The sequence below is a fragment of the Burkholderia sp. Tr-862 genome, from assembly GCF_011753085.1.
Taxonomy (GTDB): domain Bacteria; phylum Pseudomonadota; class Gammaproteobacteria; order Burkholderiales; family Burkholderiaceae; genus Burkholderia; species Burkholderia ambifaria.
Genome location: NZ_VWWG01000102.1, coordinates 1 through 25,305, shown reverse-complemented (window position 1 = coordinate 25,305; position 25,305 = coordinate 1). Strand labels below are relative to the sequence as shown.

The 25,305-nt window shown below is 66.5% G+C and carries 25 protein-coding genes and 2 pseudogenes; 13 read left to right on the top strand and 14 right to left on the bottom strand.

What is annotated here, in order from left to right:
- On the bottom strand, positions 1–396 hold a 396-nt coding region (locus tag F3J14_RS23505; protein WP_211080385.1), incomplete at its 3' end, for a cupin domain-containing protein.
- Between the two features lie 71 nt (positions 397–467).
- Between F3J14_RS23505 and F3J14_RS23500 the strand changes: the two genes are divergently transcribed.
- The 6 genes and pseudogenes from F3J14_RS23500 to F3J14_RS35805 all read left to right on the top strand — a co-directional run.
- Complete coding sequence (locus F3J14_RS23500; protein WP_166725047.1) at positions 468–857, top strand: VOC family protein; 390 nt, start codon at positions 468–470, stop codon at positions 855–857.
- Positions 858–968: 111 nt separating this feature from the next.
- Positions 969–2,222, top strand: a complete 1,254-nt coding sequence (locus tag F3J14_RS23495) for a DUF1479 domain-containing protein (RefSeq protein ID WP_166725046.1) — start codon at positions 969–971, stop codon at positions 2,220–2,222.
- Between the two features lie 226 nt (positions 2,223–2,448).
- Positions 2,449–3,207, top strand: a complete 759-nt coding sequence (locus tag F3J14_RS23490; RefSeq protein ID WP_166725045.1) for an arginine deiminase family protein — start codon at positions 2,449–2,451, stop codon at positions 3,205–3,207.
- A 101-nt stretch (positions 3,208–3,308) separates the two neighbouring features.
- Positions 3,309–3,773 (top strand): Lrp/AsnC family transcriptional regulator, encoded by a 465-nt coding sequence (locus F3J14_RS23485; protein WP_105831408.1) that lies wholly within the window; start codon positions 3,309–3,311, stop codon positions 3,771–3,773.
- A gap of 139 nt (positions 3,774–3,912) precedes the next feature.
- Positions 3,913–5,454, top strand: a complete 1,542-nt coding sequence (locus F3J14_RS23480) for an amino acid permease (RefSeq protein ID WP_166725044.1) — start codon at positions 3,913–3,915, stop codon at positions 5,452–5,454.
- 68 nt (positions 5,455–5,522) lie between these two features.
- Positions 5,523–5,648, top strand: a pseudogene (locus F3J14_RS35805) (DUF4440 domain-containing protein); the annotation flags it as partial.
- 7 nt (positions 5,649–5,655) lie between these two features.
- Here F3J14_RS35805 and F3J14_RS23475 read toward each other — a convergent pair.
- From F3J14_RS23475 to F3J14_RS23415, 13 genes are all read right to left on the bottom strand, one after another.
- Positions 5,656–6,381, bottom strand: a complete 726-nt coding sequence (locus F3J14_RS23475) for a glutathione S-transferase (RefSeq protein ID WP_166725043.1) — start codon at positions 6,379–6,381, stop codon at positions 5,656–5,658.
- Positions 6,382–6,507: 126 nt separating this feature from the next.
- Positions 6,508–6,840 (bottom strand): cupin domain-containing protein, encoded by a 333-nt coding sequence (locus F3J14_RS23470; RefSeq protein ID WP_166725042.1) that lies wholly within the window; start codon positions 6,838–6,840, stop codon positions 6,508–6,510.
- 616 nt (positions 6,841–7,456) lie between these two features.
- Positions 7,457–8,347, bottom strand: coding sequence for a LysR substrate-binding domain-containing protein (locus F3J14_RS23465; RefSeq protein WP_166725041.1), 891 nt, complete (start codon positions 8,345–8,347; stop codon positions 7,457–7,459).
- Between the two features lie 78 nt (positions 8,348–8,425).
- Positions 8,426–9,151, bottom strand: a complete 726-nt coding sequence (locus F3J14_RS23460) for an amino acid ABC transporter ATP-binding protein (RefSeq protein ID WP_166725040.1) — start codon at positions 9,149–9,151, stop codon at positions 8,426–8,428.
- A 40-nt stretch (positions 9,152–9,191) separates the two neighbouring features.
- Positions 9,192–9,848 carry an amino acid ABC transporter permease gene (locus tag F3J14_RS23455; RefSeq protein WP_166725039.1) on the bottom strand — a complete coding sequence of 219 codons (657 nt, stop codon included), beginning with the start codon at positions 9,846–9,848 and terminating at the stop codon, positions 9,192–9,194.
- Entirely contained in the window at positions 9,845–10,615 is a 771-nt protein-coding gene (locus F3J14_RS23450) for an amino acid ABC transporter permease (RefSeq protein WP_166725038.1), read from the bottom strand. Before F3J14_RS23450 ends, F3J14_RS23455 begins: the two co-directional genes overlap by 4 nt.
- 43 nt (positions 10,616–10,658) lie before the next feature.
- The gene (locus F3J14_RS23445) at positions 10,659–11,483 is read right to left on the bottom strand and encodes a transporter substrate-binding domain-containing protein (protein WP_166725037.1); all 825 of its coding nucleotides are present in this window, start codon (positions 11,481–11,483) and stop codon (positions 10,659–10,661) included.
- A gap of 40 nt (positions 11,484–11,523) precedes the next feature.
- Positions 11,524–12,597, bottom strand: coding sequence for an ABC transporter ATP-binding protein (locus F3J14_RS23440; RefSeq protein WP_166725036.1), 1,074 nt, complete (start codon positions 12,595–12,597; stop codon positions 11,524–11,526).
- 37 nt (positions 12,598–12,634) lie between these two features.
- Positions 12,635–13,477, bottom strand: a complete 843-nt coding sequence (locus F3J14_RS23435; RefSeq protein WP_166725035.1) for an ABC transporter permease — start codon at positions 13,475–13,477, stop codon at positions 12,635–12,637.
- Positions 13,474–14,397: an ABC transporter permease gene (locus tag F3J14_RS23430; RefSeq protein ID WP_247682276.1), complete on the bottom strand. Its 924-nt coding sequence runs from the start codon at positions 14,395–14,397 to the stop codon at positions 13,474–13,476. Before F3J14_RS23430 ends, F3J14_RS23435 begins: the two co-directional genes overlap by 4 nt.
- Before the next feature lie 4 nt (positions 14,398–14,401).
- Positions 14,402–15,499, bottom strand: coding sequence for an extracellular solute-binding protein (locus F3J14_RS23425; protein ID WP_166725033.1), 1,098 nt, complete (start codon positions 15,497–15,499; stop codon positions 14,402–14,404).
- Positions 15,500–15,648: 149 nt separating this feature from the next.
- Positions 15,649–17,121 carry an aldehyde dehydrogenase family protein gene (locus tag F3J14_RS23420; protein ID WP_166725032.1) on the bottom strand — a complete coding sequence of 491 codons (1,473 nt, stop codon included), beginning with the start codon at positions 17,119–17,121 and terminating at the stop codon, positions 15,649–15,651.
- Positions 17,118–18,815, bottom strand: a complete 1,698-nt coding sequence (locus F3J14_RS23415; protein WP_247682275.1) for a 5-guanidino-2-oxopentanoate decarboxylase — start codon at positions 18,813–18,815, stop codon at positions 17,118–17,120. Before F3J14_RS23415 ends, F3J14_RS23420 begins: the two co-directional genes overlap by 4 nt.
- Before the next feature lie 921 nt (positions 18,816–19,736).
- Here F3J14_RS23415 and leuC point away from each other — a divergent pair.
- The 7 genes and pseudogenes from leuC to F3J14_RS23380 all read left to right on the top strand — a co-directional run.
- A complete protein-coding gene (gene leuC / locus F3J14_RS23410) occupies positions 19,737–21,146 on the top strand; it encodes a 3-isopropylmalate dehydratase large subunit (protein ID WP_166725031.1) in 1,410 nt (469 codons plus the stop codon).
- 3 nt (positions 21,147–21,149) lie between these two features.
- A complete protein-coding gene (locus F3J14_RS23405; RefSeq protein WP_011658379.1) occupies positions 21,150–21,296 on the top strand; it encodes an entericidin A/B family lipoprotein in 147 nt (48 codons plus the stop codon).
- Positions 21,297–21,361: 65 nt separating this feature from the next.
- Entirely contained in the window at positions 21,362–22,012 is a 651-nt protein-coding gene (leuD, locus tag F3J14_RS23400) for a 3-isopropylmalate dehydratase small subunit (protein ID WP_006754088.1), read from the top strand.
- Positions 22,013–22,087: 75 nt separating this feature from the next.
- Positions 22,088–23,155: a 3-isopropylmalate dehydrogenase gene (leuB, locus tag F3J14_RS23395; protein WP_166725030.1), complete on the top strand. Its 1,068-nt coding sequence runs from the start codon at positions 22,088–22,090 to the stop codon at positions 23,153–23,155.
- Between the two features lie 119 nt (positions 23,156–23,274).
- A complete protein-coding gene (locus tag F3J14_RS35800; RefSeq protein WP_166725029.1) occupies positions 23,275–23,394 on the top strand; it encodes a 3-isopropylmalate dehydrogenase in 120 nt (39 codons plus the stop codon).
- A gap of 82 nt (positions 23,395–23,476) precedes the next feature.
- Positions 23,477–24,598: an aspartate-semialdehyde dehydrogenase gene (gene asd / locus F3J14_RS23385; RefSeq protein WP_006756674.1), complete on the top strand. Its 1,122-nt coding sequence runs from the start codon at positions 23,477–23,479 to the stop codon at positions 24,596–24,598.
- 266 nt (positions 24,599–24,864) lie between these two features.
- Positions 24,865–25,305 (top strand): annotated as a pseudogene (locus tag F3J14_RS23380) (pilus assembly protein FimV); the annotation flags it as partial.

Sequence of the window (25,305 nt, the reverse complement as noted above, 5' to 3'; positions counted from 1 at the left end):
GCGCATCGCGCGGGCCGTCGCGGCGTCGAAAGCGAGGCCGGGCGCCGCGCGCCGCAGCAGCGAGCGCAGCGGCGCGTACTCGGGACAGCAGTCGGCAACCCGCCGCGCCCAGTCGCCGTCGAACCAGACGACGAGGGCGACTTCCGGCGCCTCGCGATCGATGCGCGCGTTCGACGACCACGTATGCGGCAGGTTGGGCGGCACGAGCACCAGGTCGTCGTCCGTGTAGCGGGCGACGTGATCGCCGACGAAGCGTCGGCCGCGGCTGTTCAGTGTCAGCGTCAGTTCGTACTCGGGATGACGATGCCATTCGAACGGAATGCGCGCGAGCTGGCGGTGGTACACGCGGATCGAACAGCCGGGGGCGAACGCCACATGCTCGTACTGCGGTTTCATCGCGACCTCCGGTCGAGCGCGGCAACGCGCCGTGGCATGATCGTGATCGATCGTCACGACGGAGCGATGCCATGTTTTCACATGTTTGCGTGGGCGTCCGCGATACCGCGCGCGCGTCCGACTTCTACGCGCCGCTGTTCGCGGAACTCGGGCTGCGTCTGAAATTCAGCGAGCCGGACGGCTGGTCGGGCTGGATGCCGGCCGACGCCGACCGCCCGCTGTTCTTCTTCGGCCGGCCGCTCGACGGCCGCCCGCCGGAACCGGGCAATGGCCACACGATCGCGTTCGACGCGCAAACGCGCGCGCAGGTCGACCGCTGTCATGCGCTTGCACTGCAGCACGGCGGCACCTGCGAAGGGCCGCCGGGCCTGCGGCCGCACTATCACCGCGACTACTACGGCGCGTATTTCCGCGACCCGGACGGCAACAAGCTGTGCGTGGTCTGCCATCGTCCGGAGTAGCGAGCCGGTTGTCAGGATTGTATCGATTGTTGGCCGAATAGTGTCGATTGCGACCGTGCGTCGGCCGTACGCTGAGTACTGGTCACGACACGATTCCATGAGGAGACAGCGATGCACCTGACGATCGACGATTTGCCGGCCGCGATCCGCACGGCGAAAAGGGCGCTGCGCGCCGACCTGCCGGGTTACGCAGCCACGTTCCGCGAGCTGGAGGGCGATATCGCGCGGCAGGTCGACGCGATCCGCCGCGCACACGCGCACGGCCATGACGTGATTCCGGTGCTGCGGTTCGCGGATATCGCGAACGGCACCGTCGATCCGCAGGCGATCGCCGTGATCCGCACGCACGGTGCGGCGGTGATCCGCGGCGTGTTCGACGCGGCGCAGGCGCGTGACTGGAATGACGAGATCGGCGCCTACCTGGATGCGAACCGCTTCGCCGAGCGGCTGGATGCGCGTGCCGAGGACCGCTATTTCGGCAATCTCGCGTTGGGCAAGCCGCAGATCTACGGCGTCTACTGGTCGAAGCCGCAGGTGGCCGCGCGCCAGTCGCCGGCACTCACGCAGGCACGCGTGTTCATGAACCGCCTGTGGCGGCATGCGGACGGTCAGCGCATGCATGTCGATCCCGACCAGGTGCCGGCCTACGCGGACCGGATCCGCCGCCGGCCGCCGGGCTCCACGTCGCTCGGGCTGTCGCCGCATGTCGACGGCGGCTCGGTCGAACGCTGGCTCGGCGCGAATTTCCGGCAGGTCTATCGCCACGTCCTCGCCGGTCGCTGGCGCGATTACGACCCGTTCGACGCCGCGTTTCGTCCCGATGTCGAGGAGATTCCATCGCCGGCCGTATGCTCGATGTTCCGCACGTTCCAGGGCTGGACCGCGCTGACGCCGCAGGGGCCCGGCGACGGCACGCTGCAGTTGATTCCGGTTGCGAACGCGATGGCGTACGTCGTGCTGCGCGCGCTGCAGGACGACGTCGCCGGCGACGATCTGTGCGGCGCGCGTCCGGGCCGCGCGCTGTCGATCCTGCCCGAATGGCATGCGCTGCTGCTCGACGCGCTGGTGCCGATTCCGCATATGGAGCCGGGCGATGCCGTGTTCTGGCACGGCGACGTCGTGCACGCGGTCGAGGATGCGCATCGCGGCAGCGGCGACAGCAACGTGATGTACATCGCGGCCGCGCCCGGCTGCGCGAAGAACGACGCCTACCTGCAGCGCCAGCGGCTCGCGTTCCTGCGCGGCGACAGCCCGCCGGATTTCCCGGCCGATCATTTCGAGGTCGAATTCGACGGCCGGGGCGGCGAGCCCGACCTCACGGCGCTTGGCCGTGCGCAAATGGGGTTCGAGCCGGTCGCTGCATGACGGATGCAGCGGACGCAGTGGACGCTCCGGCACGCGGCATCAGTCGATCGCGCCGGTGTGCCGGCAGTCTGCCGAATCCGCTGCGTTCCGCGTTCAATTCGACGCGATCGGCTGCGCGCGTGCCCGAAATCGACGCGAATTGCGCAATTTGGCTTCCGATAATGGTCCGGACACAACGCAGCTGCCCCGTGCGCCGCACGGGGGCAGCGTGACCATGGAGGAGTCGATGCAATTCACGCAAGCGATCGTTCGCCGTCCCGCGCCGTCCTGTGGCGCGGGTCTTACCACCGCCACGCTCGGCGCGCCCGACTACGACAAGACGCTCACGCAGTTCCACGCCTACTGCGACGCGCTGCGCGGGCTCGGCGTCGCGCTGACCGAGCTGCCGCCGCTCGACGCATTCCCCGATTCGCATTTCGTCGAGGACGTCGCCGTCGTGACGCCCGAATTCGCGGTGATCACGCGCCCCGGCGCGCCTGCGCGGCGCGGCGAGACGGTGCACATCGAAGCCGCACTCGCCGCGCATCGCGACCTGCTGCCGATGCAGCAAGGCCGTCTCGACGGCGGCGACGTGATGCTGGTCGGCAAGCGCTTCTACATCGGCCTCACGGGCCGCACCGACGCCGAAGGCATCGCCGCGTTCGAATCGCTGGTGTCGCGCTACGGCTATTCGGTCATCGCGGTGCCGGTCGGCGCGGGCCTGCATCTGAAGTCGGTCGTCAACGCGCTCGGCGACGACACGCTGCTCGTGACCGAGGCGCTGGCCGCGCATCCGGCGTTCGCCGAGTATCGTCGGATCGCGATCTCGGCCGCCGACGAATATGCGGGCAACACGCTGCGCGTGAACGGCACGCTGATCACGCCGGCCGGCTATCCGCGCGTGCACGACGCGATCGGCTCGCTCGGGCTGCCTCTGCAAGTGATCGACACGAGCGAGTTCCGCAAGATGGACGGCGGCCTGACCTGCCTGTCGCTGCGCTTCTAGCCGATTGGCGCGCGGCCGCTTCGGCCGGATAATGTGGCCCCCGCGCGGAAACGGAGGAGACGCTCCGCGCACCAGCCACGACCCGACCGGAGCGAACGCGGATGACCGACAAGAAGATGCAGCTCGACAAGATCGATCTCCGGATCCTCGACATCCTGCGTACCGACGGACGGATTTCGTACCGCAAGCTGTCGGAGCTCGTGAACCTCACGCCGCGTCCGTGCCAGGCGCGCGTGGAGCGGCTCGAGGCGCTCGGCGTGATCGAAGGCTACCGCGCGGTGATCAAGGCGCCGCGCGCGACCAAGCCGATCGTCGTGATCGCGCAGATCGTGCTGGCCGATCACGGGCGTTCGCAGGCTCCGTTCGAGGAGGAAATGCGGACCAATCCGGCCGTGCTCGACTGCTGGCTCGTCAGCGGCACGTTCGATTTTCTCGTGCGGCTCGCATGCGAGGATCTCGACGAATACCGGCGGATCGCGAACGTGTGGCTGGAAAGCCCGCGGTTCCGGATCGAGAAGATCGTGACGACCGCCGAGCTGCAGGCGATCAAGCGCAGCATCGTCTGACGCGGCAGTGCGCGTCGGGGCCGCCGGTATCGAACGAGCGGCCCGGCGGGCAGAACCGGTTTTCGAAGCGAATAACCGGGTCGATCGATTGGTATTCCGAATCAATTCGAGTGGCCCGATTCCAATCAGGGTGAATACTATGGATGCTTTGCAAGCGGCAGCGCAGACGGCCGCGCCGTCCGGGACGGCGCTCAAGCGCCGGCTGCAGGGCCGCCACATCGCGATGATCGCGATCGGCGGCTCGATCGGCACGGGGCTGTTCGTCGCGTCGGGCGCGTCGGTCGCGCAGGCGGGGCCGGGCGGCGCGATCGCCGCGTATATCGCGATCGGGCTGATGGTCTATTTCGTCGTCACCGGGCTCGGCGAGATGGCCGCGCTGATGCCGGTGTCGGGCTCGTTCGCGATCTACGGCGAGAAATACGTCGACGAAGGCTTCGGCGTCGCGCTCGGCTGGACCTACTGGTACAGCTGGGCCGTGACGATCGCGATCGAGCTGGTCGCCGCGCAGATCGTGATGCGCTACTGGTTTCCCGCGATACCGGGCGTATGGTGGGGCGCGGGGTTCCTGGTGCTGATCTTCCTGCTGAACACGCTGTCCGTGCGCGGCTTCGGCGAATCGGAATACTGGTTCTCGCTGATCAAGGTCGTCACCGTGATCGCGTTCATCGCGGCGGGGTTGCTGATCGCGGCCGGGCTGCTCGGCAACGGGCATCCGGTCGGCTGGCGCAACTTCAGGACCGGCGACGCGCCGTTCGTCGGCGGCGTGCACGCGATGATGAGCGTCGCGCTGATCGCGGGTTTCTCGTTTCTCGGCACCGAGCTGGTCGGGATCACGGCCGGCGAATCGGAAAACCCGCGCAAGACGATCCCGCGCGCGGTTAAGCAGATCTTCTGGCGGATCATGCTGTTCTACGTGTTCGCGATCTTCGTGATCGGCCTGCTGGTGCCGTACACCGATCCGAACCTGCTGAAGAGCGACGTGACCGATATCGGCGTGAGTCCGTTCACGCTCGTGTTCAGCCACGCGGGCTTTCCGCTCGCGGCCGGCGCGATGAACCTCGTGATCCTGACGGCCGTGCTGTCGGCCGGCAATTCCGGCACGTATGCGGCCACGCGGATGCTGTACAACCTCGCGGCGGAGGGCCGTGCGCCCGCGATGTTCGCGACGCTGTCGCCGGGCGGCGTGCCGCGCAACGCACTGTACGCGACGATGGCGGTGGGCGGGCTGTGCTTTCTCACGTCGCTGACCAACAACCAGAGCGTCTATCTGTGGCTGCTCAATACGGTCGGCATCACCGGCTTCATCGCGTGGCTCGGCATCGCGGTCTGTCATTACCGGTTCCGCAAGGGCTTCCTGAAGCAGGGCTACCGGCTCGATCAATTGCCGTACCGCGCGAAGTGGTTTCCGTTCGGGCCGCTGTTCGCGATCGCGATCTGCATCGTGATCTCGCTCGGGCAGGATTACCAGGCATTCTTCGCGACCCGTATCGACTGGATGGAAGTGCTGTCGATCTATGTGTGGATCCCGCTGTTCGTCGCGATCTGGTGGGCGTATCGCCGCGTGCGCAAGAGCCGGCTCGTGCGGTACGAGGAGATGGATATCGGGCCGTGGCTCACGCGCTCGGTCGAGGCCGTCGACGCGGCGCTGATGCAGCACGGGCAGCACGGGCAGTCGCGCTGAACGGCGGGCGTGCGCCGCAGTTGCGCGAGCATGGCGCACGCCCCAGCCTGGCGATCGCGATCGACGAATGGCGCGAGACACGGACCGACGGTGAAGGGCGGCGCACGGTGCGGCGCTCGACGGCCGTGGTCCGGCGTGAAGCGGATGGGCTGACCGTGTGGCGTCATCTTCACGAGACGCCGGTCCGCGCCTGAGTCGACGCTACTTGTCCAGCTCCGGATAGTGCCGGAAGATCCCCATGTCGTTGAACGGGATGCGGCGTTCGGACTCGAGATAACGCACGACGGGCGGATGCTGCGCGACGCGATCGTGCAGGCCGACGAGTCCCTCAACCTTGCGCTCCGCGCGCTTCATCGCCTTCGGAAACGCGTAGCGCAGGCCTTCGATCAGCTGGAATATCGACAGGTCCGCGTAACTGAGCGCGCTGCCGGCGAGATAGCCGCCCTTGTGCGGATTCTGCTCGAGCACGCGATCGAAGTAGCCGAGGTATTTCGGCAGCCGGTGCGCGAGGAAATCGGCCGCGCGCTCGGCGGCCTCGGCCTTCTGGTCCTCGTAGTACAGGCCGCTGCCGATCGGGTGATGGGTGTCATGGATCTCGGTGACGAAATCGGCGACGGTCAGCTGGAGCTGATGCACCCACAGCCGCCCGGCTTCGTCGTCGGGCGCGAGCCCGAGCCGCGCGCCGAGAAACAACAGGATGTTCGCGGCCTGCCCGACGACCACGTCGCCGGCCTTCAGGAACGGCGGCGCGAACGGCACGCATTCGTCCTTCGTGCTCTCCATCATGTGCATCATCGCCGACACGCCCATGCCGCGCCCCGATTCGCGCGCGACGTCGACATAGTCGGCCTCGGCCGCCTCGAGCGCGAGCCGCACGTATTCGCCGCGGCCCTGGATTTCGGGCCAGTAATAGAGTTCATATCGCATGCATTGCTCCTGTCCGGTCGATGCGTCGGGGTTACCCGCATCGTGGTGGCGGGGAGGGCGGCCATGCGCCGCCCGTTGCGAATAGACAGTCTAGGAGATCGAGCGGGAAGTGCCGCGAGCGTCGCGTCAGGTGCTGCGCTCGCCGCGTTCGCCGCCTTCCGGGCCATGGAAGAACACCCAGGTCGAGAAGTCGTCGGAGAAGCCGGCGAAGCGGTGCGCCGTGAACGCGGGCACGAACAGCACGTCGCCGGCCGCGACGCCGCATTCGCGTCCGTCGAGGACGAATCGCGACGTGCCCGCGGCAATCACGTAGACCTCGTCGCGCGTATGCGGCGTTTGCAGGTCCTCGCCGCGCGGCCGGTACAACTCGATGTCGAGCGTGCCGTGGCGAAACAGCGTCGTGAACAGCGTGCCTTCAGCGTCGAGGCGGGCGAGCGAGTCGTTGATGCCGAGCTTCATCGTCGTGGGCTCCGGGTCCGGATCGTGGGGACGTTCAGACGTGCGTCGTCCCATCGTATGCCGGAATCCGGCTCGGAGTGAACCCCGCGATCGAGAGACGTCCGCGTGTCCGGTGCGACCCTGCAAAACTTTAATAGGTCCGGATGCAGGCTCCCGATCAGAAACGAATGCAAGGGAACAGGCCATTGTTTACAAAGAAGTTTTGACGCCGGCCACCATTGCCAATAGTAGTGCTCGAACGTGAAAATTACCGCTTCAGCTCAATTGATGCATTGCACTCGATTAGTGGTGGATACAGACGGCGCTGAAGTCATCCCGAGCACGGCGACAGTTGGTTCTGGCGCCCAACGTCGCCCGTGAAGGCGGTGGCCGCATTGCCGTGCAGCAAAGCGTGACCTTCGTGGCCAGCTTCCTCTCGGCAGTCGCGAGCCGGGTCCGCTGCCGGAAGAGTTCCGCCTCGAGCTCGACGGTGCGGCGTTGCCGATACTTGGAGATCGCGGCTGTGACGTCGTCACCGAGGGGCGCCTCGAGCAGCGCAGCGCCGAGCGCCTTCGGGAGTGACTCGAGACGCTGCCGATCGACCACACGTGCGCGATGCGACTTCGGAGAAGCCGAACTACGCAGTGCAGATGTCGTCATGGCTTTCCCGTGAGAGCCAATCGCTCAGCAGGCGGATTTTCTCTTGCTGGTCCACCCCGTTTGGATACACCAAGTAGTAGGCCATACCTGTCGTAATCGCCGCGTCGAATGGCACAACGAGTCGACGGGCAGTGACATGGTCCGCGATCAAGGTGTGGTCACTTACGGCGACACCATAACCCTCGATGGCCGCATTCGTCGCCATATCGAGTGTTTCAAAGGACAGGCCGCTGCTCGCGTCGATATGCGCGGCGCCGACATGATCCAGCCACCGTTTCCAGTCGCGATGGTCGCGCGTCGGGTGAAGCAGCGTGCAGTGGCGCAGGTCTTCCGTCTCGGCCAGTGCGTGTTTTTCCAACAGATCCGGTGAGCAGACCGGTGTGAGCAATTCATCGAACAAACGAATCGCGTGTACGTTGGAGTCCGGCGCGGCGGTGTATACGACCGCCGCGTCGAAGGGTTCCGCTCGAAAATCCACTTCGTGCCGCCAGGTCGTGGTTATCTGCAACTGAAGGTCGGGATGCTCGGTCTGGAAGCGCATGAGTTTCGGCAACAACCACTGAGTGACGCAGGTTGGCACCATCAGCGCGATCTCGGTACGGCGTCGTAACAGCCGCATCGACATCTCTTCGATGCGCGCGAAGCTCTCGCGCACGGTCGGCAACACCAACTCGCCCTCGGCGGTCAGCGCCAGGCCTTTCGGCGATCGCCTGAAGAGTGGGAACCCATAGTAGTCTTCCAGCGCGAGAATCTGCCGGCTTACGGCACCTTGTGTCAGACAGACTTCGTCGGCAGCCCGCGTAAAGCTGCCGTGGCGGGCCACTATTTCGAACAGGTTCAACGCGTTCAGTGACGGAAGTCGTCTCATCGCATCAGGTCCGGACGGATTGAAAACACGCAGGAACAAGCGAGGCCGAACTGCATCGGGTTCATCTTGCGGCGACGTTCAGTGCAGGATCTTCGCGAGGAAGTCCTTCGCGCGATCCGATTTCGGATTCGAGAAGAAATCGTCCTTGCGGTCGTCCTCGACGATCGCGCCCTTGTCCATGAAGATCACGCGATGCGCGACCTTCTTCGCGAAGCCCATCTCGTGCGTGACGACCATCATCGTCATCCCTTCCTGCGCGAGCTCGACCATCACGTCGAGCACTTCGTTGATCATCTCGGGATCGAGCGCAGACGTCGGTTCGTCGAACAGCATCGCGATCGGGTCCATCGACAGCGCGCGCGCGATCGCGACCCGCTGCTGCTGGCCGCCCGACAATTGGCCCGGAAACTTGTGCGCATGCGCTTTCAGGCCGACGCGCTCGAGCAGCTTCATGCCCTTCTCGTTCGCCTCGTCCTTGCCGCGGCCGAGCACTTTGATCTGCGCAAGCGTCAGGTTCTCGGTGATCGACAGGTGCGGAAACAGCTCGAAATGCTGGAACACCATCCCGACCTTGGAGCGCAGCTTCGACAGGTTCGTCTTCTTGTCGCCGACCGACTGGCCGTTCACGAGGATATCGCCCTGCTGGAACGGTTCGAGGCCGTTCACGGTCTTGATCAGCGTCGACTTGCCGGAGCCCGACGGGCCGCACACGACGACCACCTCGCCTTTCTTCACCTCGGTCGTGCAATCGGCGAGGACCTGAAACGGACCATACCACTTCGAAACGTTGCTGATGGAAATCATGGAAGTACCTGCATCGTAATGAGGCGCACGCGGCGCCGGTTCAGCGTGCCTTCGCGACGCGATAGCGACGTTCGAGCACACGGGCGTACCACGTCAGCGGAAAGCACATCGCGAAGTAAAGCAGCGCGACCATCGCGTAGATCGGAAACGGCTTGAATACCGCGTTGGTGATGATGTTGCCGGTCTTGGTCAGTTCGGTCAGCCCGATGATCGACGTGAGCGCGGTGCTCTTCACCGCTTGCACGAGGAAGCCGACGGTGGGTGGCAGCGCGATCTTCCACGCCTGCGGCCAGACGACGTAGCGCAACTGCTGAATCCACGTCATGCCGAGGCTTGCCGCGGCGTTCCACTGGCCGCGTGGTACCGCGTCGACACAGCCGCGCCAGATGTCGGTCAGATAGGCGCTTGCGTTCAGTGTCAGCACGACCGACGCGGCAACCCATGGCGTCACGTCGATGCCGACGAGCGGCAATCCGAAGAAGCCGAGGAACAGCTGCATCAGCAACGGCGTGCCCTGAAACAGCTCGACGTACAGGGTCACGAAGCGGCGCAGCGCCGGTGCCGCCGAGATGCGCATCGCGAGCAGCACGAACCCGGCGACGCTGCCGCCGACGAACGTGATCAGCGACAGCAGCACGGTCCAGCGCGCGGCGAGCAGCAGGTTCCATGCAATATCCTGGAAGGTGAATTCGATCATCGTGCACGCTCCGTCGGCAGGCGGGTTTCAGGGAGGCGGGAGCGGGCGCGCGACGCGACGCGGGCAACCCGTGCGCGCCGAGGCGCGGCAGCCGCACCGTGCGGCGCGCGACCCGAGAACAGCCGCCGGCCGACGCGATTGAGCAGCATGCGCAGCGCGATCGACAGCAGCAGGTAGATCGCGGTCACGACGATGTAGATCTCGAACGCGCGGAAATTGCGCGACTGGATGAAGTTCGCCGCGTAGGTCAGGTCGGGCACCGAGATCTGCGAGACGACCGCGGAGCCGAGCATCACGATCAGCACCTGCCCGAGCAGCGCGGGGTACACGTTCGCGAGCGCCTGCGGTAGCACGACGTGACCGAACACCTGCCGGCCGTGCAGCCCGAGCGCGCGCGCGGCCTGCACTTGCCCGTGCGGCACCGATTCGATGCCGGCGCGCAGGATCTCGACCGCGTAGGCGCCGAGGTTGACCGTCATGGCCAGCACGGCCGCCTGCGCCTCGTCGATATGTATGCCGATCCCGGGCAGCCCGAAGAAGATGAAGAACAGCTGGACCAGGAACGGCGTATTGCGGATCAGCTCGACGTAGGCCGCGACGAGCGCGCGCGCCCAGCGCGGGCCGGCGAGCGCGATCCACGCACCGGCGGTGCCGATCAGGCCGCCCATCATGGTGGCGGCCGCGGTGAGGCCGAGCGTCACGCCGATGCCGCGCGCGAGCATTCCGGCGTAGAGGCCGAAGTCGCTGAAGTCGAACACGTAGGTCATCGCGATGCCTTTCGTCGTGAATGCGGGGCGCAGGCGGTGCGCATCACAGGTCGGCCGGCAGTGCCGAGTGCAGCCACTTCTGCGACAACGTGTTCAGCGTGCCGTTTTTCTTCGCGCCGGCAATCGCGTCGTTGACCTTCTGCATCAGGCGCGGTTCGTTCTTGTTCATGCCGACGTGATCGGGCGAGCTGAACAGCGAGAACTTCTGCTCCGGATCGATCGACGGATGGCGCGCGATGATCGTTGCGCCGACGTCGTTGCCGACCACGAGCAGCTGCGCCTGTCCGGACAGGAACGCCGCGATCGCGCCGTTCGGGTCGTCGAAACGCTTGATCGTCGCGCTGGGCGGCGCGACCTTGCTGACGCTCAGGTCCTCGAGCGTGCCGCGCGCGACCGCGACCGATTTGCCGGCGAGATCGGCATTGCCCTTCACGGCCAGCGACTTCGGGCCGAACACCGCGAGGTAGTACGGTGCATACGCGTTCGAGAAGTCGATCACCTTCGCGCGTTCCGGCGTCTGTCCGACCGACAGCAGCATGTCGGTCTTGCGGTCGGCGAGATACGCCATCCGGTTGTCGCCGGTGACCTGGACGAGTTCGACTTTCGCGTTGAGCGCCCGGCCGATCAGATTCGCCATGTCGATGTCATAGCCCTGCGGCTTCATGTCGGGCCCGATCGAGCCGAACGGCGGGTAGTCCTCGAACACGCCGATGCGCACGACGCCCGATTTCGCGATCGTATCGAGCGCGTCGGCATGCGCGGGCGGCGCGAAGGCGGCAAGGCCCGCTGCGCCTGCACAGGCGCAGAGGAGGACGGTACGGGCGAGCAGGCGTTGCACGTGACGGGTGGCTTGGGTCGTTGCGTTCATGGTGAGATCCTCGTTGCTGCGCTGGAGAAAGGGAGGGGGATCAGGCGCCGCGGGCGGCGATGAGCTTGCATGCATGGGCGGGCAGTTCCGCGAGTACCGGCATGCCGACGTGGAGGTCGGGCGTTTCGCGCGGCGTCGTCGCGGCCGTCAGCGTGAAGCCGCGGCAGTCGATCGTCGCTTCGATCGACGCGCCGACGTCGCGCACGAACGAGATCGTGCCGGCCAGCGTATTCGGTGCTGCCGCCGACGCGTGGTCCGGGCGCACGCAGACGTCCTCGGGACGGATCAGCAGGCGCACGGCGTCGGCCGCGCGCGGCGTGTCCGGCGCGCGCCGGATCGCGAGCCGCTGTCCGCCCGGCAGGACGATCGCGTCGTCGCCGTCGCACGCGACCGGCAGGATGTTGCCGAGACCGATGAAGTCGGCGACGAACTCGTTGACCGGATCGCGATAGATGTCGAGCGGCCGGCCGACCTGCTGGATCCGGCCTTTCTCCATCACGACGATCTCGTCGGCCATCGTCATCGCTTCGCGCTGGTCGTGCGTGACCATGATCGTCGTGATGCCGAGCCGCTGCTGGAGCAGCCGGATCTCGACCTGCATCGCCTCGCGCAGCTTCGCGTCGAGCGCCGACAGCGGCTCGTCGAGCAGCAGCAGGCGCGGCGACGACGCGATCGCGCGCGCAATCGCGACGCGCTGGCGTTGCCCGCCCGACAGCTGCGTGACGAGCCGGTCGGCCATGTGCGGAAGCTGAATCAGCTCCAGCAGCTCGGCGACGCGCCGCGCCTGCGCGTCCTTGGCCGTCTTGCGCAGCCGCAGCGGATACGCGATGTTCTGCGCGACCGTCATGTGCGGAAACAGCGCGAGCGACTGGAACACCATGCCGAAGTCGCGCCGGTTGGCGGGCACGTGCGTGAGGTCACGGCCGGCAAATGTCAGGGTGCCGGAGGTCGGCGTTTCGAGGCCGGCGATGATCCGCATCAGCGTTGTCTTGCCGCAGCCGGACGGGCCGAGAAAGCAGACGAGCTTGCCGTCCGGTACCGACAGATCGACGTGATCGACCGCATACGCTTGATGGAAGCGCTTCGTCACGTTCTGGAGGATGAGCTGGGTCATGAGGGTTCCTTGCACGGCGAGGGTGAGGCGGCGCGCGTCAGAGCGCGACACCCTTGTCGCCGACGAGTTTTTCGAGCATCCAGATCAGCGCGAAGTCGATCGCGACCGTGAATACGGCGAAGCAGAACACGGTCGGGTCGAGCGACGACACGGTGCGGCTGTAGAGCCAGACCGGCAGGGTCATCGTGTCGATGCTGTACAGGAAGAACGTCACCGTGAATTCGTTGAACGACACGATGAAGGCGAACAGCATGCCGGCGAGGATGCCGGGCCGCATCAGCGGCAGCACGACGTCGACGAGCGCGCGGCGCGGGCTCGCGCCCATCACGCATGCGGCTTCCTCGAAGTCGGGGCCGATCGACGCGACCGAGGCGGCGCAGTTCTTCACTGTGAACGGCAGCGTCAGGATCACGTGCGCGACGACGAGCCGCACGATGCCGAGCTCGACCGGCAGCGCGTTGAACACGATCAGCAGCGCGAGGCCGAGCATCACGAGCGGATAGACGATCGGCAACGCGACGAGCTGCTCGACGAGCGTCTTGCCGCGGAAGCGGCAGCGCGACAGCGCGTACGCCGCGGGTACCGACACGGCGGTCGCGATCAGCATCGTCGCGACCGCGACGACGAGGCTCGTCGTCAACGCGGCGCCCATCGATTGAGCGCTGCCCGCATCGGACGACACGAACGTCTGCCATGCGGCGCGATACCAGTGCAGGCTGAAATCGCGCGGCGGGAATTCGAGCGTGCCCGATGCGCCGAGCGACATCGTGATCATCGTCAGGATGGGCAGCGCGGCGAGGAACAGCACGAGCGTCGCGAGCACACCCGTCGCGCGACCGAGGCGGCCGGGCATGGGTGCGCGCAAGAGCAGGGCATTCATCGGTTCACCTCGTCGGCACGTTGGAGGGTGCGCACGAGGCGCTGCGAAACCGCCATCACGACGAGCGTCGCGCCCATCAGCACGACGCCGGATGCCGAGGCGGCGGGCCAGTTGAGCAACGGTGCGACCTGGTCGTGCACGAGCACCGCGAGCATCGGCACGCGCCGGCCGCCGAGCAGCAGCGGCACCGCGAACGCGCTGGCGTTGTACGCGAACACGAGCAGCGCGCCGGAGACGAGGCCGGGCATCGCGAGCGGCAATGTCACGTGCCGCAGCGTCTGCCATCGGCTCGCGCCGAGCGTCGCGGCAGCTTCGTCGTACGCGCGGGACACTGCGCGCAGCGCGCTCGACAGCGGCAGCACGGCGAGCGGGAACGCGGTCTGGATCAGTCCGAGCAGCACGCCGTGCTCGCGGTACAGCAGCTGCAGCGGCCGCTCGATCACGCCGGTGGCCAGCAGCGTGCGGTTGAGCAGCCCGGCCGGGCCGAGCATCACGAGCCAGCCATAGCCTTGCAGCAGCAGGTTCACGAGCAGCGGCAGCAGCACGCCGGCGAGCAGCAGCCGGCGCGCGAGCCGCGATTCGGTGCGCGCCATCGCGAGCGCCACCGGGATCGCGAGCAGCACCGCACACACCATGCTCTGGAACGCGAGGCGCAGCGTGAGCCACAGCGAATGCATGAAGTACGGATCCGCGAGGTCGACGTAGTTCTGCAGCGTGAAGGTCCGCCATTCGTCTCCCGAAACGCCGACGCTCATTCGCAGCACCGTGAGCGTCGCGGCGGCGAGCACCGCGAGGAACGCGAGGATCGGCGCGAGCAGCAGCCAGGGCGGCACGCCGGGCAGCGCGGGCGCATCGGTGCCCGCGCTGCCCGCGCCGGCGACGGCCGGCCCTGCGTCGTGGGGGGAGGACAGGGAGGCCATGTCGTTACGCCGAGAAGAGGCCGGTGTAGCGCTTGATCCATGCCGGCTGGACTGCCGCGAGCGCCTTGTCGTCATGCAGCACGGCCTTCTCCGCGATCTGCTGCGGCGACGGCACGAACGCGCGGCTTGCCGCGGGAATCACGGCCTTGCCGTTCACGGGGCCGTTCAGGACGTCGGCTGCCATCCGGCCCTGTACGCCCGCGTCGAGCGAATGATTGATGAACGCATGGATCAGGTCGAGGTCGCCCGGGTGCGCCTTCGGAATCACGGTGAACATCAGCTGCGTCGCGAAGCCTTCCTTCATCCCGTACGTCACGCCCATCTTGTAGTCGGGCTTGCGGATCTGGTCGGGGAAGAACGCGGGCGAATAGATGCCGCCGATGTCGAGCGAGCCCGTGCGGAACAGGTCGGCGATCTGGTTAGGGTTTTCGCCGAGGGTCATCACGCGGTCCTTCAACTGCGCGAGCTTCCTGAATCCCGGATCGATGTTCTGCTGCGACCCGCCGGCCAGCTTCGCGGCGATGATCGCGAGGTCGACCGCTTCGGCCCACTCGGGTGGCGGCAGGAACAGGCGGCCCGCATACTTCGGATCCCACAGTGCCTCGTAGCTCGACGGGGCGTTTTTCACGGTCGACGTGTTGTAGATCAGCCCGTCCGACCACAGCAGGTAGCCGATGCCGAAGCCGTTCGCGCCCGTGCGGTATTGCGGCGCGACGTCCTTCAGGTTCGGCAGCCGGTTCAGGTCCGGCTTCGCGAGCAGGCCCGCGTCCGCGAGGCCGGCCGCGCCGACGCCGGCGAGCGTGATGACGTCGTAGGTCGGCCGCTCGCCCGCGGCCTTGACCTTCGCGACCATCCCCGACGTGCCGTCCGCGCGATCGGCGATCACGCGTGCGCCGGTCTGCTTGCTGAAGGTTTCCGCGATGTTGCGCAGTGCGGCCGCGCCGGTATCGTCGGACCACGTGAGCAGGCGCAGCGTCTTGCCCGAGAAGCTGCTCGACTGTGCCTTCGCAGTACTGATGAACGGCATCGGAAGGGCGGATGCAGCGAGCGCCGTGCCGAGGGTTTTGATCACCTGCCTTCTGCCCGCCTTGAAGTGTTGCATGGCCGTCTCCTGATGAACGATGCCGTGTGGTTCGATGCCGGTCGCCGAACTGCGGCGCGGGGTGTGGATGAACTGTAGGGAGGTCAAATTTCCGCAACAAACGAAATATCCGCATGCGCCGCATGACATAAACGCATGGGCCGGCGACGTCAGCGGGCCGGCATCATGACCTGCTTGATCTCCTGGAACGCGGCCAGCCCGAACGGACCGAGCTCGCGTCCGATGCTGCTGCGCTTGTAGCCGCCCCATGAGGTTTGCGGATAGATCACTTGCGGCGTGTTGATCCACACGACGCCTGCCTCGAGCGCGTCGGCGACCCGCTTGCCGCGTGCCGCGTCGTGCGTGACGACGGTTGCGACGAGCCCGTATTCGGTATCGTTGGCGGCCGCGATCGCATCGTCCTCGGTGTCGAATGCACGGACGCACAGCACCGGTCCGAATATTTCTTCACACCATAGCGCGCTGTCGGCCGGCACGTCGGCGAACAGCGCGGGCCGGATGAAGTAGCCGGGGCCGGCGAGCGCGTCGCCGCCTGTCACGAGTCGCGCGCCGTCGGCCTGACCTTGTGCGATGCGGCGCTTCACGCGTTCGTATTGCGCGCGGTTCGTCAGCGGGCCCATCTGCACGCCCGGGGCGAATGGCGGGCCGACGACGGTCGCGTCGATCCGCCGCGCGAGGCGCGCGATCAAGTCGTCGGCGAGCGGGGCGGCGACGAGCACGCGCGAGGTCGCCGAACACATCTGCCCGGCGTTGAACAGGCCGCCGCCCGCGATCAGTTCGACCGCATGATCGGGGTCGGCGTCGTCGAACACGACGATCGACGACTTGCCGCCGAGTTCGAGACCTACGCCCTTGATCGTGTCCGCGGCGGTCTTCATGACCTGTGCGCCGACCGCCGTGCTGCCGGTAAACGACACCTTCGCGACGAGCGGATGCGCGCACAGCCGGGCGCCGACGTCGTGGCCGGTGCCGGTCACGACGTTCAGCACGCCGGGCGGCAGGCCTGCTTCGGCGGCGATCGCCGTGAGTTCAAGTTCGGGCAGCGGCGTGATTTCGGATGGCTTCAGCACGACGGTGCAGCCGGCCGCGAGCGCGGGCGCAAGCTTCCACGCGGTCGTCACCATCGGGAAATTCCATGGCACGATCAGCGCGACGACGCCGGCCGGTTCGCGCCGGAGCCACGCGCGATGGTCGCCGCCGGGCAGTGCGATCTCGGTTTCGCCGTCGATGTCGAGGCGCTCCGCGAGGCCCGCGTAGTAGTCGAAGGTGGCGATCACATCCGCGACGTCGATCTCGGCTTCGGCGAACGGCTTGCCGTTGTTGAGCGACTGCAGTGTCGCGAGCCGCGTGCGACGTGCATCGACGCCGCGCGCGATCGCGCGGAGCAGGGCTGCGCGCGTGGCGCCCGTCGTGCGTTTCCAGCCGGGAAACGCGCGCGATGCGGCTTGTACGGCGCGTTCGACGTCTGCTTCGCCGCCAGCGCTGACATTGGCGAGGACTGCCTCCGTCGACGGATCGACGACGGGCAGCGTCGCGCCGCCGAAACTCGTGCACCACGTACCGTCGATGAAGTGACGCGTGTGCAGCGGCGGATCGAACGCGAGATCGGGTGTCGTGCTCATCGCTGCACCTGACCGAACCAGGTTGCCTCGTCGATTTCGATCACGGTCGGAATCGTGCGTGCTGCGGCGTCGCGCAGTGCTTCGGCCAGCGCGTCGGGTGTCGCGGCCGTTTGCGCCGCGCAACCGAAGCCGCGTGCGAGTGCCTGGAAATCGGGCGTATACGGATCGACGCCGACCGGCGTGATGTCGCGCGCGACCATGTATTTGCGGATTTCGCCATAGCCGCGGTTGTTCCAGACGATCACGATCACCGGCAGGCGGGCCTCGACTGCGCTCGCGAGCTCCGGCAATGTGAACTGCAGGCCGCCGTCGCCGATCAGGCACACGACCGGTCGCGCGGGCGCGGCGAGCTTTGCGCCGATCGCGGCGGGCAGCCCGTAGCCGAGCGTGCCGTAGCCGGTCGACGAGTTGAACCAGCTGCGCGGTGCCGGCGCATCGTGGGTGAAATTGCCGACGTAGACCGGGCTCGTCGAATCGCCGGCGACGATCGCCCCGGGCAGTGCCGCGACGATCGTGTCGATCAGCACCGCCTGCGCGAGCGCCGGCGCGTCGTGACCGGATGCGATCGCGGCGCGCACGGCAGCCACCCGCAGCGCACCCCAGCCGGCCTCGGGTGTCCGCATCGGCTTCTCGTGCACGCGGGTCGACAGCGCGCCGAGCGCGATCCGCGCATCGCCGGCAATGGCGATCTCCGCGCGGGCATTGCGCATCAGCTGCTGGGCATCGATGTCGATGCGGATCAACCGGCCGTCGATCGCGAAGCCGCCGTCGAACGTGACGTCGTAGTCGGTTTCGCCGAGTTCGGTGCCGACGGCGAGCACGACGTCGGCATCGCGGATCACCGCGCGGGTGGGCGGCAGCGACTGCGTGGAGCCGATCAGCAGCGGATGACCGGCCGGCAGCAGGCCCTTCGCGTTGATCGTCAGCGTTACCGGCGCATGCAGGCGCTCCGCGAGTTCGCGCAATTCGGCTGCTGCGTGCACCGCGCCGCCGCCCGCGAGAATCAGCGGGCGGCGCGCGCCTGCGAGCAGGTCCGCGGCCGCCGCGAGCGCATTCGCATCCGGTGCCGGTTTGGCGGGCAAGGCGAGCGGGGTGGCAGCCATCGCGTCCGCCGGCATGACGATCACGTCGAGCGGAATCTCGATGTGCACCGGCCGCGGCCGCGCGCCTTCGAAGACCGCGAATGCACGTGCGAGAACCTGCGGCAGTTCGGCCGCGTCGAGCAACGTGTGCGAGAACGCGGTGAGTCCCGCGAACACGTCGCGTTGCGACGGCAGCTCGTGCAGGCGGCCGTCGCCGCTGCCGAGTTCGCGACGCGCGTTGACGCTCGAGATCACCAGCATCGGGATCGAATCCGCGTAGGCCTGTGCCATGGCGGTCGCGATGTTGGTCATGCCCGGTCCGGTGATGATGAAGCAGACGCCCGGTCGGCCCGTGACGCGCGCGTAGCCGTCGGCCATGAAGCCGGCACCCTGTTCGTGGCGCGGCGTGACGTGGCGAATCGACGACGCGGCGAGGCCGCGATAGAGCTCGACGGTATGCACGCCGGGAATGCCGAATACGCATTCGACGCCGTAGCGTTCGAGTAGCCGGACCAGTACCTCGCCGCAGGTGGGCCACGCGTGGTTGCGTTGTACTGCATGAAAGCCGGCGGTTACTTCTTCAGCAGATCGGAAAGCGGCATCGAGATTCATCTGATGTTACCTTGCGGGGAGAGAGAATTCGCCCGCGGATACGTCGACTTCATCGGCGCGAGCCGCGTCGCGGGTCGACGTTCGGGCGTCTGGTGTCGATTGATTGTCGTGGTGGGTGCCGTCCGGGAACAATCGATAAGTTTTCATGAGCAGCATGACGGCCGCTCATGCCTCTATGTCGCCCGACGAGCTGGAATAACGAAAGGGGGTGGAGGGGTCCGTTTTTCGTTGGCAATCGAGATCAAGATCTCGCAGGCAGAATGGTCGACGCGACGGCCACTTCTCGAATCTGCATTCAGCGCATGCGATCGACGGACGCGCGCAACTGCGGCAGCACTGTTTTCGCACGACCCTCCGTCGTATCGATCGATGCGTGACCCAGCAGTGCCTGAGCGGGTCGCGGTGGGGCATGCAGATGATCGGCGACAGCGTACGCGCAGCAGCAGTGGCCGACTCGATCGCAACGTTGCGCTGACAACGCGTGTCGGACTACGAAAAGTAAGGCAGCGCTACATCGCCGCTCGCAGAGTGTCGCGCGGGCACCTTTGGCCTCTGCAACACGTACGTCAAGAACCTCGATTGGGCAAGAGGCGGAAGGAGCGCTTTCATCAATTCGTGGCATCGACGGGTGAATCCGCAGGCGGCCAGAGCCTCTGGTGATTAGTTCGTGAGACGCCTTGGAGGAGTCAGTCGGGCGGGCTGTTCACGGGCTTGGTAGCGAAAACTAATCACTTGGATGTATCACGGACTAATTGACCGGGACACCCGTTTGCCGGGTAATGCCGATACAGGTATTGGAACTACCAGCCAAACCACTGTTTTTAATGGGTTTTTTCGCGTGGCGCCTGCGCCGCGGCGCATTCTGCGTGGCATAATCGATCGCATCCGCAAGGCTTGTAGTCACAACGACCCCGCATACCCATGGCACAGACTCTCTACGACAAACTGTGGAATACCCACGTCGTCCACACCGAGGACGACGGCACGGCATTGCTCTATATCGACCGTCAGCTGCTGCACGAAGTCACGAGCCCGCAGGCATTCGAAGGGCTGAACGTCGCGCACCGCCCGGTGTGGCGCATCAGCGCAAACCTGGCCGTGTCGGACCACAATGTTCCCACCACGGATCGCAGCCACGGCATCGCCGATCCGGTCTCGAAGCTGCAGGTGGACACGCTCGACGCGAACTGCGACGCGTTCGGCATCACGCAGTTCAAGATGAACGACGTACGCCAGGGCATCGTGCACATCATCGGGCCGGAGCAGGGCGCGACGCTGCCGGGCATGACGATCGTCTGCGGCGATTCGCACACGTCGACGCACGGCGCGTTCGGTGCGCTCGCGCACGGCATCGGCACGTCGGAAGTCGAGCACGTGCTCGCGACGCAAACGCTGCTGCAGAAAAAGAGCAAGAACATGCTCGTGAAGGTCGAGGGCGCACTGCCGCGCGGCTGTACCGCGAAGGACATCGTGCTCGCGATCATCGGCAAGATCGGCACGGCCGGCGGCACGGGCTACGCGATCGAATTCGGCGGCTCGACGATCCGCGCGCTGACGATGGAAGGCCGGATGACCGTCTGCAACATGGCGATCGAAGCCGGCGCGCGCGCGGGCATGGTCGCCGTCGACGACACGACGATCGACTACCTGAAGGGCCGTCCGTTCGTGCCGACCGGCGCGGAATGGGACCAGGCCGTCGAGTACTGGCGCGAATTCAAGTCCGACGAAGGCGCGCAGTTCGACCGCGTCGTCGAGCTGAACGCGGCCGAGATCGTCCCGCAGGTCACGTGGGGCACGTCGCCGGAAATGGTCACGTCGATCGACGGTCGCGTGCCCGATCCCGAGCGCGAGAAGGATCCGGTCAAGCGCGACGCGATGGAACGCGCGCTGGCCTACATGGCGCTCGAGCCGAACACGCCGATCGAGTCGATCAAGGTCGACAAGATCTTCATCGGTTCGTGCACGAATGCGCGCATCGAGGACATCCGCGCGGCCGCGTATGTCGTGAAGAAGCTGAACCGTCGCATCGCATCGAACGTGCGGCTCGCGATGGTCGTGCCGGGCTCGGGCCTCGTGAAGGCGCAGGCCGAGCGCGAAGGGCTCGACAAGGTGTTCACCGATGCGGGTTTCGAATGGCGCGAGCCGGGCTGCTCGATGTGCCTCGCGATGAACGCCGACCGGCTCGATCCAGGCGAGCGCTGCGCATCGACGTCGAACCGCAACTTCGAAGGCCGGCAGGGCGCGGGCGGTCGCACGCACCTCGTGAGCCCCGCGATGGCGGCGGCGGCGGCGATCGAAGGCCACTTCGTCGACATTCGCCAGCTGGGGTAACGCGTGACGGCATCGAAGCTCATCGCGCGGCTGGTTGCCGCGCTGGCGCTCGCGGGGCTGGGCTTCGGCCTTGCGGGCTGCAATACCGTCCGAGGCTTCGGCCAGGACGTCAATGCCGCCGGCAACGCGCTGCAGCGCGCCGCGGACTGATGCCCGCCAGGAATTTGTCGATGTGCGCCGGCTGACTGCCGGCCCTTCAACCGGATAGACGGATCATGGAAAAATTCACAGTGCATACCGGCGTCGTGGCGCCGCTCGATCGCGAGAACGTCGACACCGACGCGATCATCCCGAAGCAGTTCCTGAAGTCGATCAAGCGCACGGGCTTCGGTCCGAACGCGTTTGACGAATGGCGTTACCTCGACCACGGCGAGCCGGGCCAGGACAACTCGAAGCGCCCGCTGAACCCGGACTTCGTGCTGAACCAGCCGCGCTACCAGGGCGCATCGGTGCTGCTCGCACGCAAGAACTTCGGCTGCGGCAGCTCGCGCGAGCATGCGCCGTGGGCGCTGCAGCAGTACGGCTTCCGCGCGATCATCGCGCCGAGCTTCGCCGACATCTTCTTCAACAACTGCTACAAGAACGGGCTGCTGCCGATCGTGCTGACCGAGCAGCAGGTCGATCATCTGTTCAACGACACGTATGCGTTCAACGGCTATCAGCTGACGGTCGACCTCGACGCCCAGGTCGTGCGCACGGGCGACGGCCGCGAGTATCCGTTCGAGATCGCCGCGTTCCGCAAGTACTGCCTGCTGAACGGCTTCGACGACATCGGCCTGACGCTGCGTCACGCGGACAAGATCCGCCAGTTCGAAGCCGAGCGGCTCGCGAAGCAGCCGTGGCTCAACAACAAGCTGGTCGGCTGAGATTGCCTCCGGGCGGGCGCGCATGACGCGCGCTCGCCGACCTGCCACCACCACCTACCCAGTCAGGAATAACGCATGAAGATTGCAGTGCTGCCCGGCGACGGCATCGGTCCGGAAATCGTCAACGAAGCCGTCAAGGTGCTGAACGCCCTCGACGAACAGTTCGAACTCGAGCAGGCGCCGGTCGGCGGCGCGGGCTACGAGGCGAGCGGTCATCCGCTGCCGGACGCGACGCTGAAACTCGCGAAGGAAGCGGACGCAATCCTGTTCGGCGCGGTCGGCGACTGGAAGTACGACTCGCTCGAGCGCGCGCTGCGCCCCGAGCAGGCGATCCTCGGGCTGCGCAAGCACCTCGAGCTGTTCGCGAACTTCCGCCCGGCGATCTGCTATCCGCAGCTCGTCGATGCGTCGCCGCTGAAGCCGGAACTGGTCGCGGGCCTCGACATCCTGATCGTGCGCGAACTGAACGGCGACATCTACTTCGGCCAGCCGCGCGGCGTGCGTGCAGCGCCGGACGGCCCGTTCGCCGGCGCGCGCGAAGGCTTCGACACGATGCGCTACTCGGAACCGGAAGTGCGCCGCATCGCGCACGTCGCGTTCCAGGCCGCGCAAAAGCGCGCGAAGAAGCTGCTGTCGGTCGACAAGTCGAACGTGCTCGAAACGTCGCAGTTCTGGCGCGACGTCATGATCGACGTGTCGAAGGAATACGCGGACGTCGAGCTGTCGCACATGTACGTCGACAACGCGGCGATGCAGCTCGCGAAGGCGCCGAAGCAGTTCGACGTGATCGTGACCGGCAACATGTTCGGCGACATCCTGTCGGATGAAGCGTCGATGCTGACGGGCTCGATCGGCATGCTGCCGTCGGCGTCGCTCGACAAGAACAACAAGGGTCTGTACGAGCCGTCGCACGGTTCGGCGCCGGACATCGCGGGCAAGGGCATCGCGAACCCGCTGGCTACGATCCTGTCGGCCGCGATGATGCTGCGCTACTCGCTGAATCGCGCCGAGCAGGCCGATCGCATCGAGCGCGCGGTGAAAACGGTGCTCGAACAAGGCTACCGTACGGGCGACATCGCGACGCCGGGCTGCAAGCAGGTCGGCACGGCGGCGATGGGCGATGCGGTGCTCGCCGCGCTGTGACGCGCATGGCAATGACGTACGGCAGTTAATGTAGAAAGGGCGCGAACGGGCCATGAAATCGGCCGGTTCGCGCAGGGTTGGCCGTTGTGCGGGCAACCGGCTTTGTGTAGACTCGAACGATGGCGCTGATTTCCCTGATCTCCCCGGTCCTGAAACTCCACGGCAACATTGCCCGTGTGGGTGCGCGCGCCATCGTCATCACGAAAACCATTACCACGAAAACGATCATTAAACGCTGATCGTCCGTCGTGCCCGCCTGTTTCCCCGCGCGGTCACGCCGGGGGCGGAAATGGCGGGGAAGCTCCATTCAAAGGGTTAGTCATGAACGTAGGTCTCGTAGGTTGGCGCGGCATGGTCGGCAGCGTGCTGATGCAACGCATGCAGGAAGAAGGTGATTTCGACCTGATCGAACCGGTGTTTTTCAGCACCAGCAACACGGGCGGCAAGGCGCCGTCGTTCGCGAAAAACGAGACTACGCTCAAGGACGCGACCAACGTCGACGAGCTGAAGAAGTGCGACGTGATCATCACGTGCCAGGGCGGCGACTACACGAACGACGTGTTTCCGAAGCTGCGCGCGGCCGGCTGGAACGGCTACTGGATCGACGCGGCTTCGTCGCTGCGGATGAAGGACGACGCGGTCATCATCCTCGATCCGGTCAACCTCGACGTGATCAAGGATGCGCTCGTCAAGGGCACGAAGAATTTCGTCGGCGGCAACTGCACGGTCAGCCTGATGCTGATGGCGCTGGGCGGCCTGTTCCGCGAGAACCTGGTCGACTGGATGACGGCGATGACCTACCAGGCCGCATCGGGCGCGGGCGCGCAGAACATGCGCGAACTGCTGTCGCAGATGGGCGCGCTGCACGGCGCGGTGCAGGAGCAGCTCGCCGATCCGGCTTCCGCGATTCTCGACATCGATCGCCGCGTGCTCGCGACGATGAACAGCGATGCGATGCCGACGAGCCACTTCGGCGTGCCGCTCGCCGGTTCGCTGATTCCGTGGATCGACAAGGATCTCGGCAACGGGATGTCGAAGGAAGAGTGGAAGGGCGGCGCGGAAACCAACAAGATCCTCGGCAAGCCGGCCATGGGCGAGCCGGGCTCGATTCCGGTCGACGGCCTGTGCGTGCGGATCGGCGCGATGCGCTGCCACTCGCAGGCGCTGACGATCAAGCTGAAGAAGGATGTCCCGCTCGACGAAATCAACGGCATCCTCGCGTCGGCGAACGACTGGGTGAAGGTCGTGCCGAACGAGCGTGAAGCGTCGATGCGCGACCTCTCGCCGGCGAAGATCACCGGCACGCTGACGGTGCCGGTCGGCCGCCTGCGCAAGCTCGCGATGGGCGGCGAATACCTGTCGGCGTTCACGGTTGGCGACCAGCTGCTGTGGGGCGCGGCCGAGCCGCTGCGCCGCATGCTGCGTATCCTGCTCGACAAGTAAGGATCGGCGCGCGAAGCGAGACGCCTGCCAGCCCTTTGCGGGGCGGCAGGCGTTTTTCATTGGTCGGCGCCGGGCATGGGCGGCCGCATCCGTCGGCGACGAATTCGGCCGGAACCCGATCGTGTGAAGTAAACTATGCGGTTACGACGCGCAGAGTCGCCGAAAGCGTCGCGTTCTGCGCGACGCTTTTGCATTTCTGCGGCGACTTTATTGACGCTTCCCTACGCGAATCCGAGCCGCGCCCGCGCGCGGCGATTGAGCCTACGATGTCCCGAATTTCCTTGTTTCCGCGTCAGTCCCGTCTGTCGCGCGCCGTGCGTGGCGCACTGGCGATCCTGGCGCTCGGCACGGCCGTGTCGGCCTGGGCGGCTGACACCGGCGAGCTGGCGGCGTCCGCCGCCGGCGGCCCCGCGCCGCTGAACGTGACGGTCCAGCCCGGCCAGTCTTTGAACGATCTCGCGAAAGCGGCCACGCAGTCGCATGACCCGGCCGTGCTCGCGCGCGCCGGCCGTGCGCTGTTCGACGCCAATCCGCAGGCGTTCATGAAGCGCGACCCGAGCCGCCTGAAAGTCGGCGCGACGCTGACGGTGCCGGCGCTCGACGCGACGGGCGCGGCGCTCGTGCCGGCCGGTGCGTCGTCGAGCGCGGCCGGGGCAGCGGCGGTGCCAGATCGGAAGAGCGTCGGGTGGGGAGAGAGGGTGCGCGGC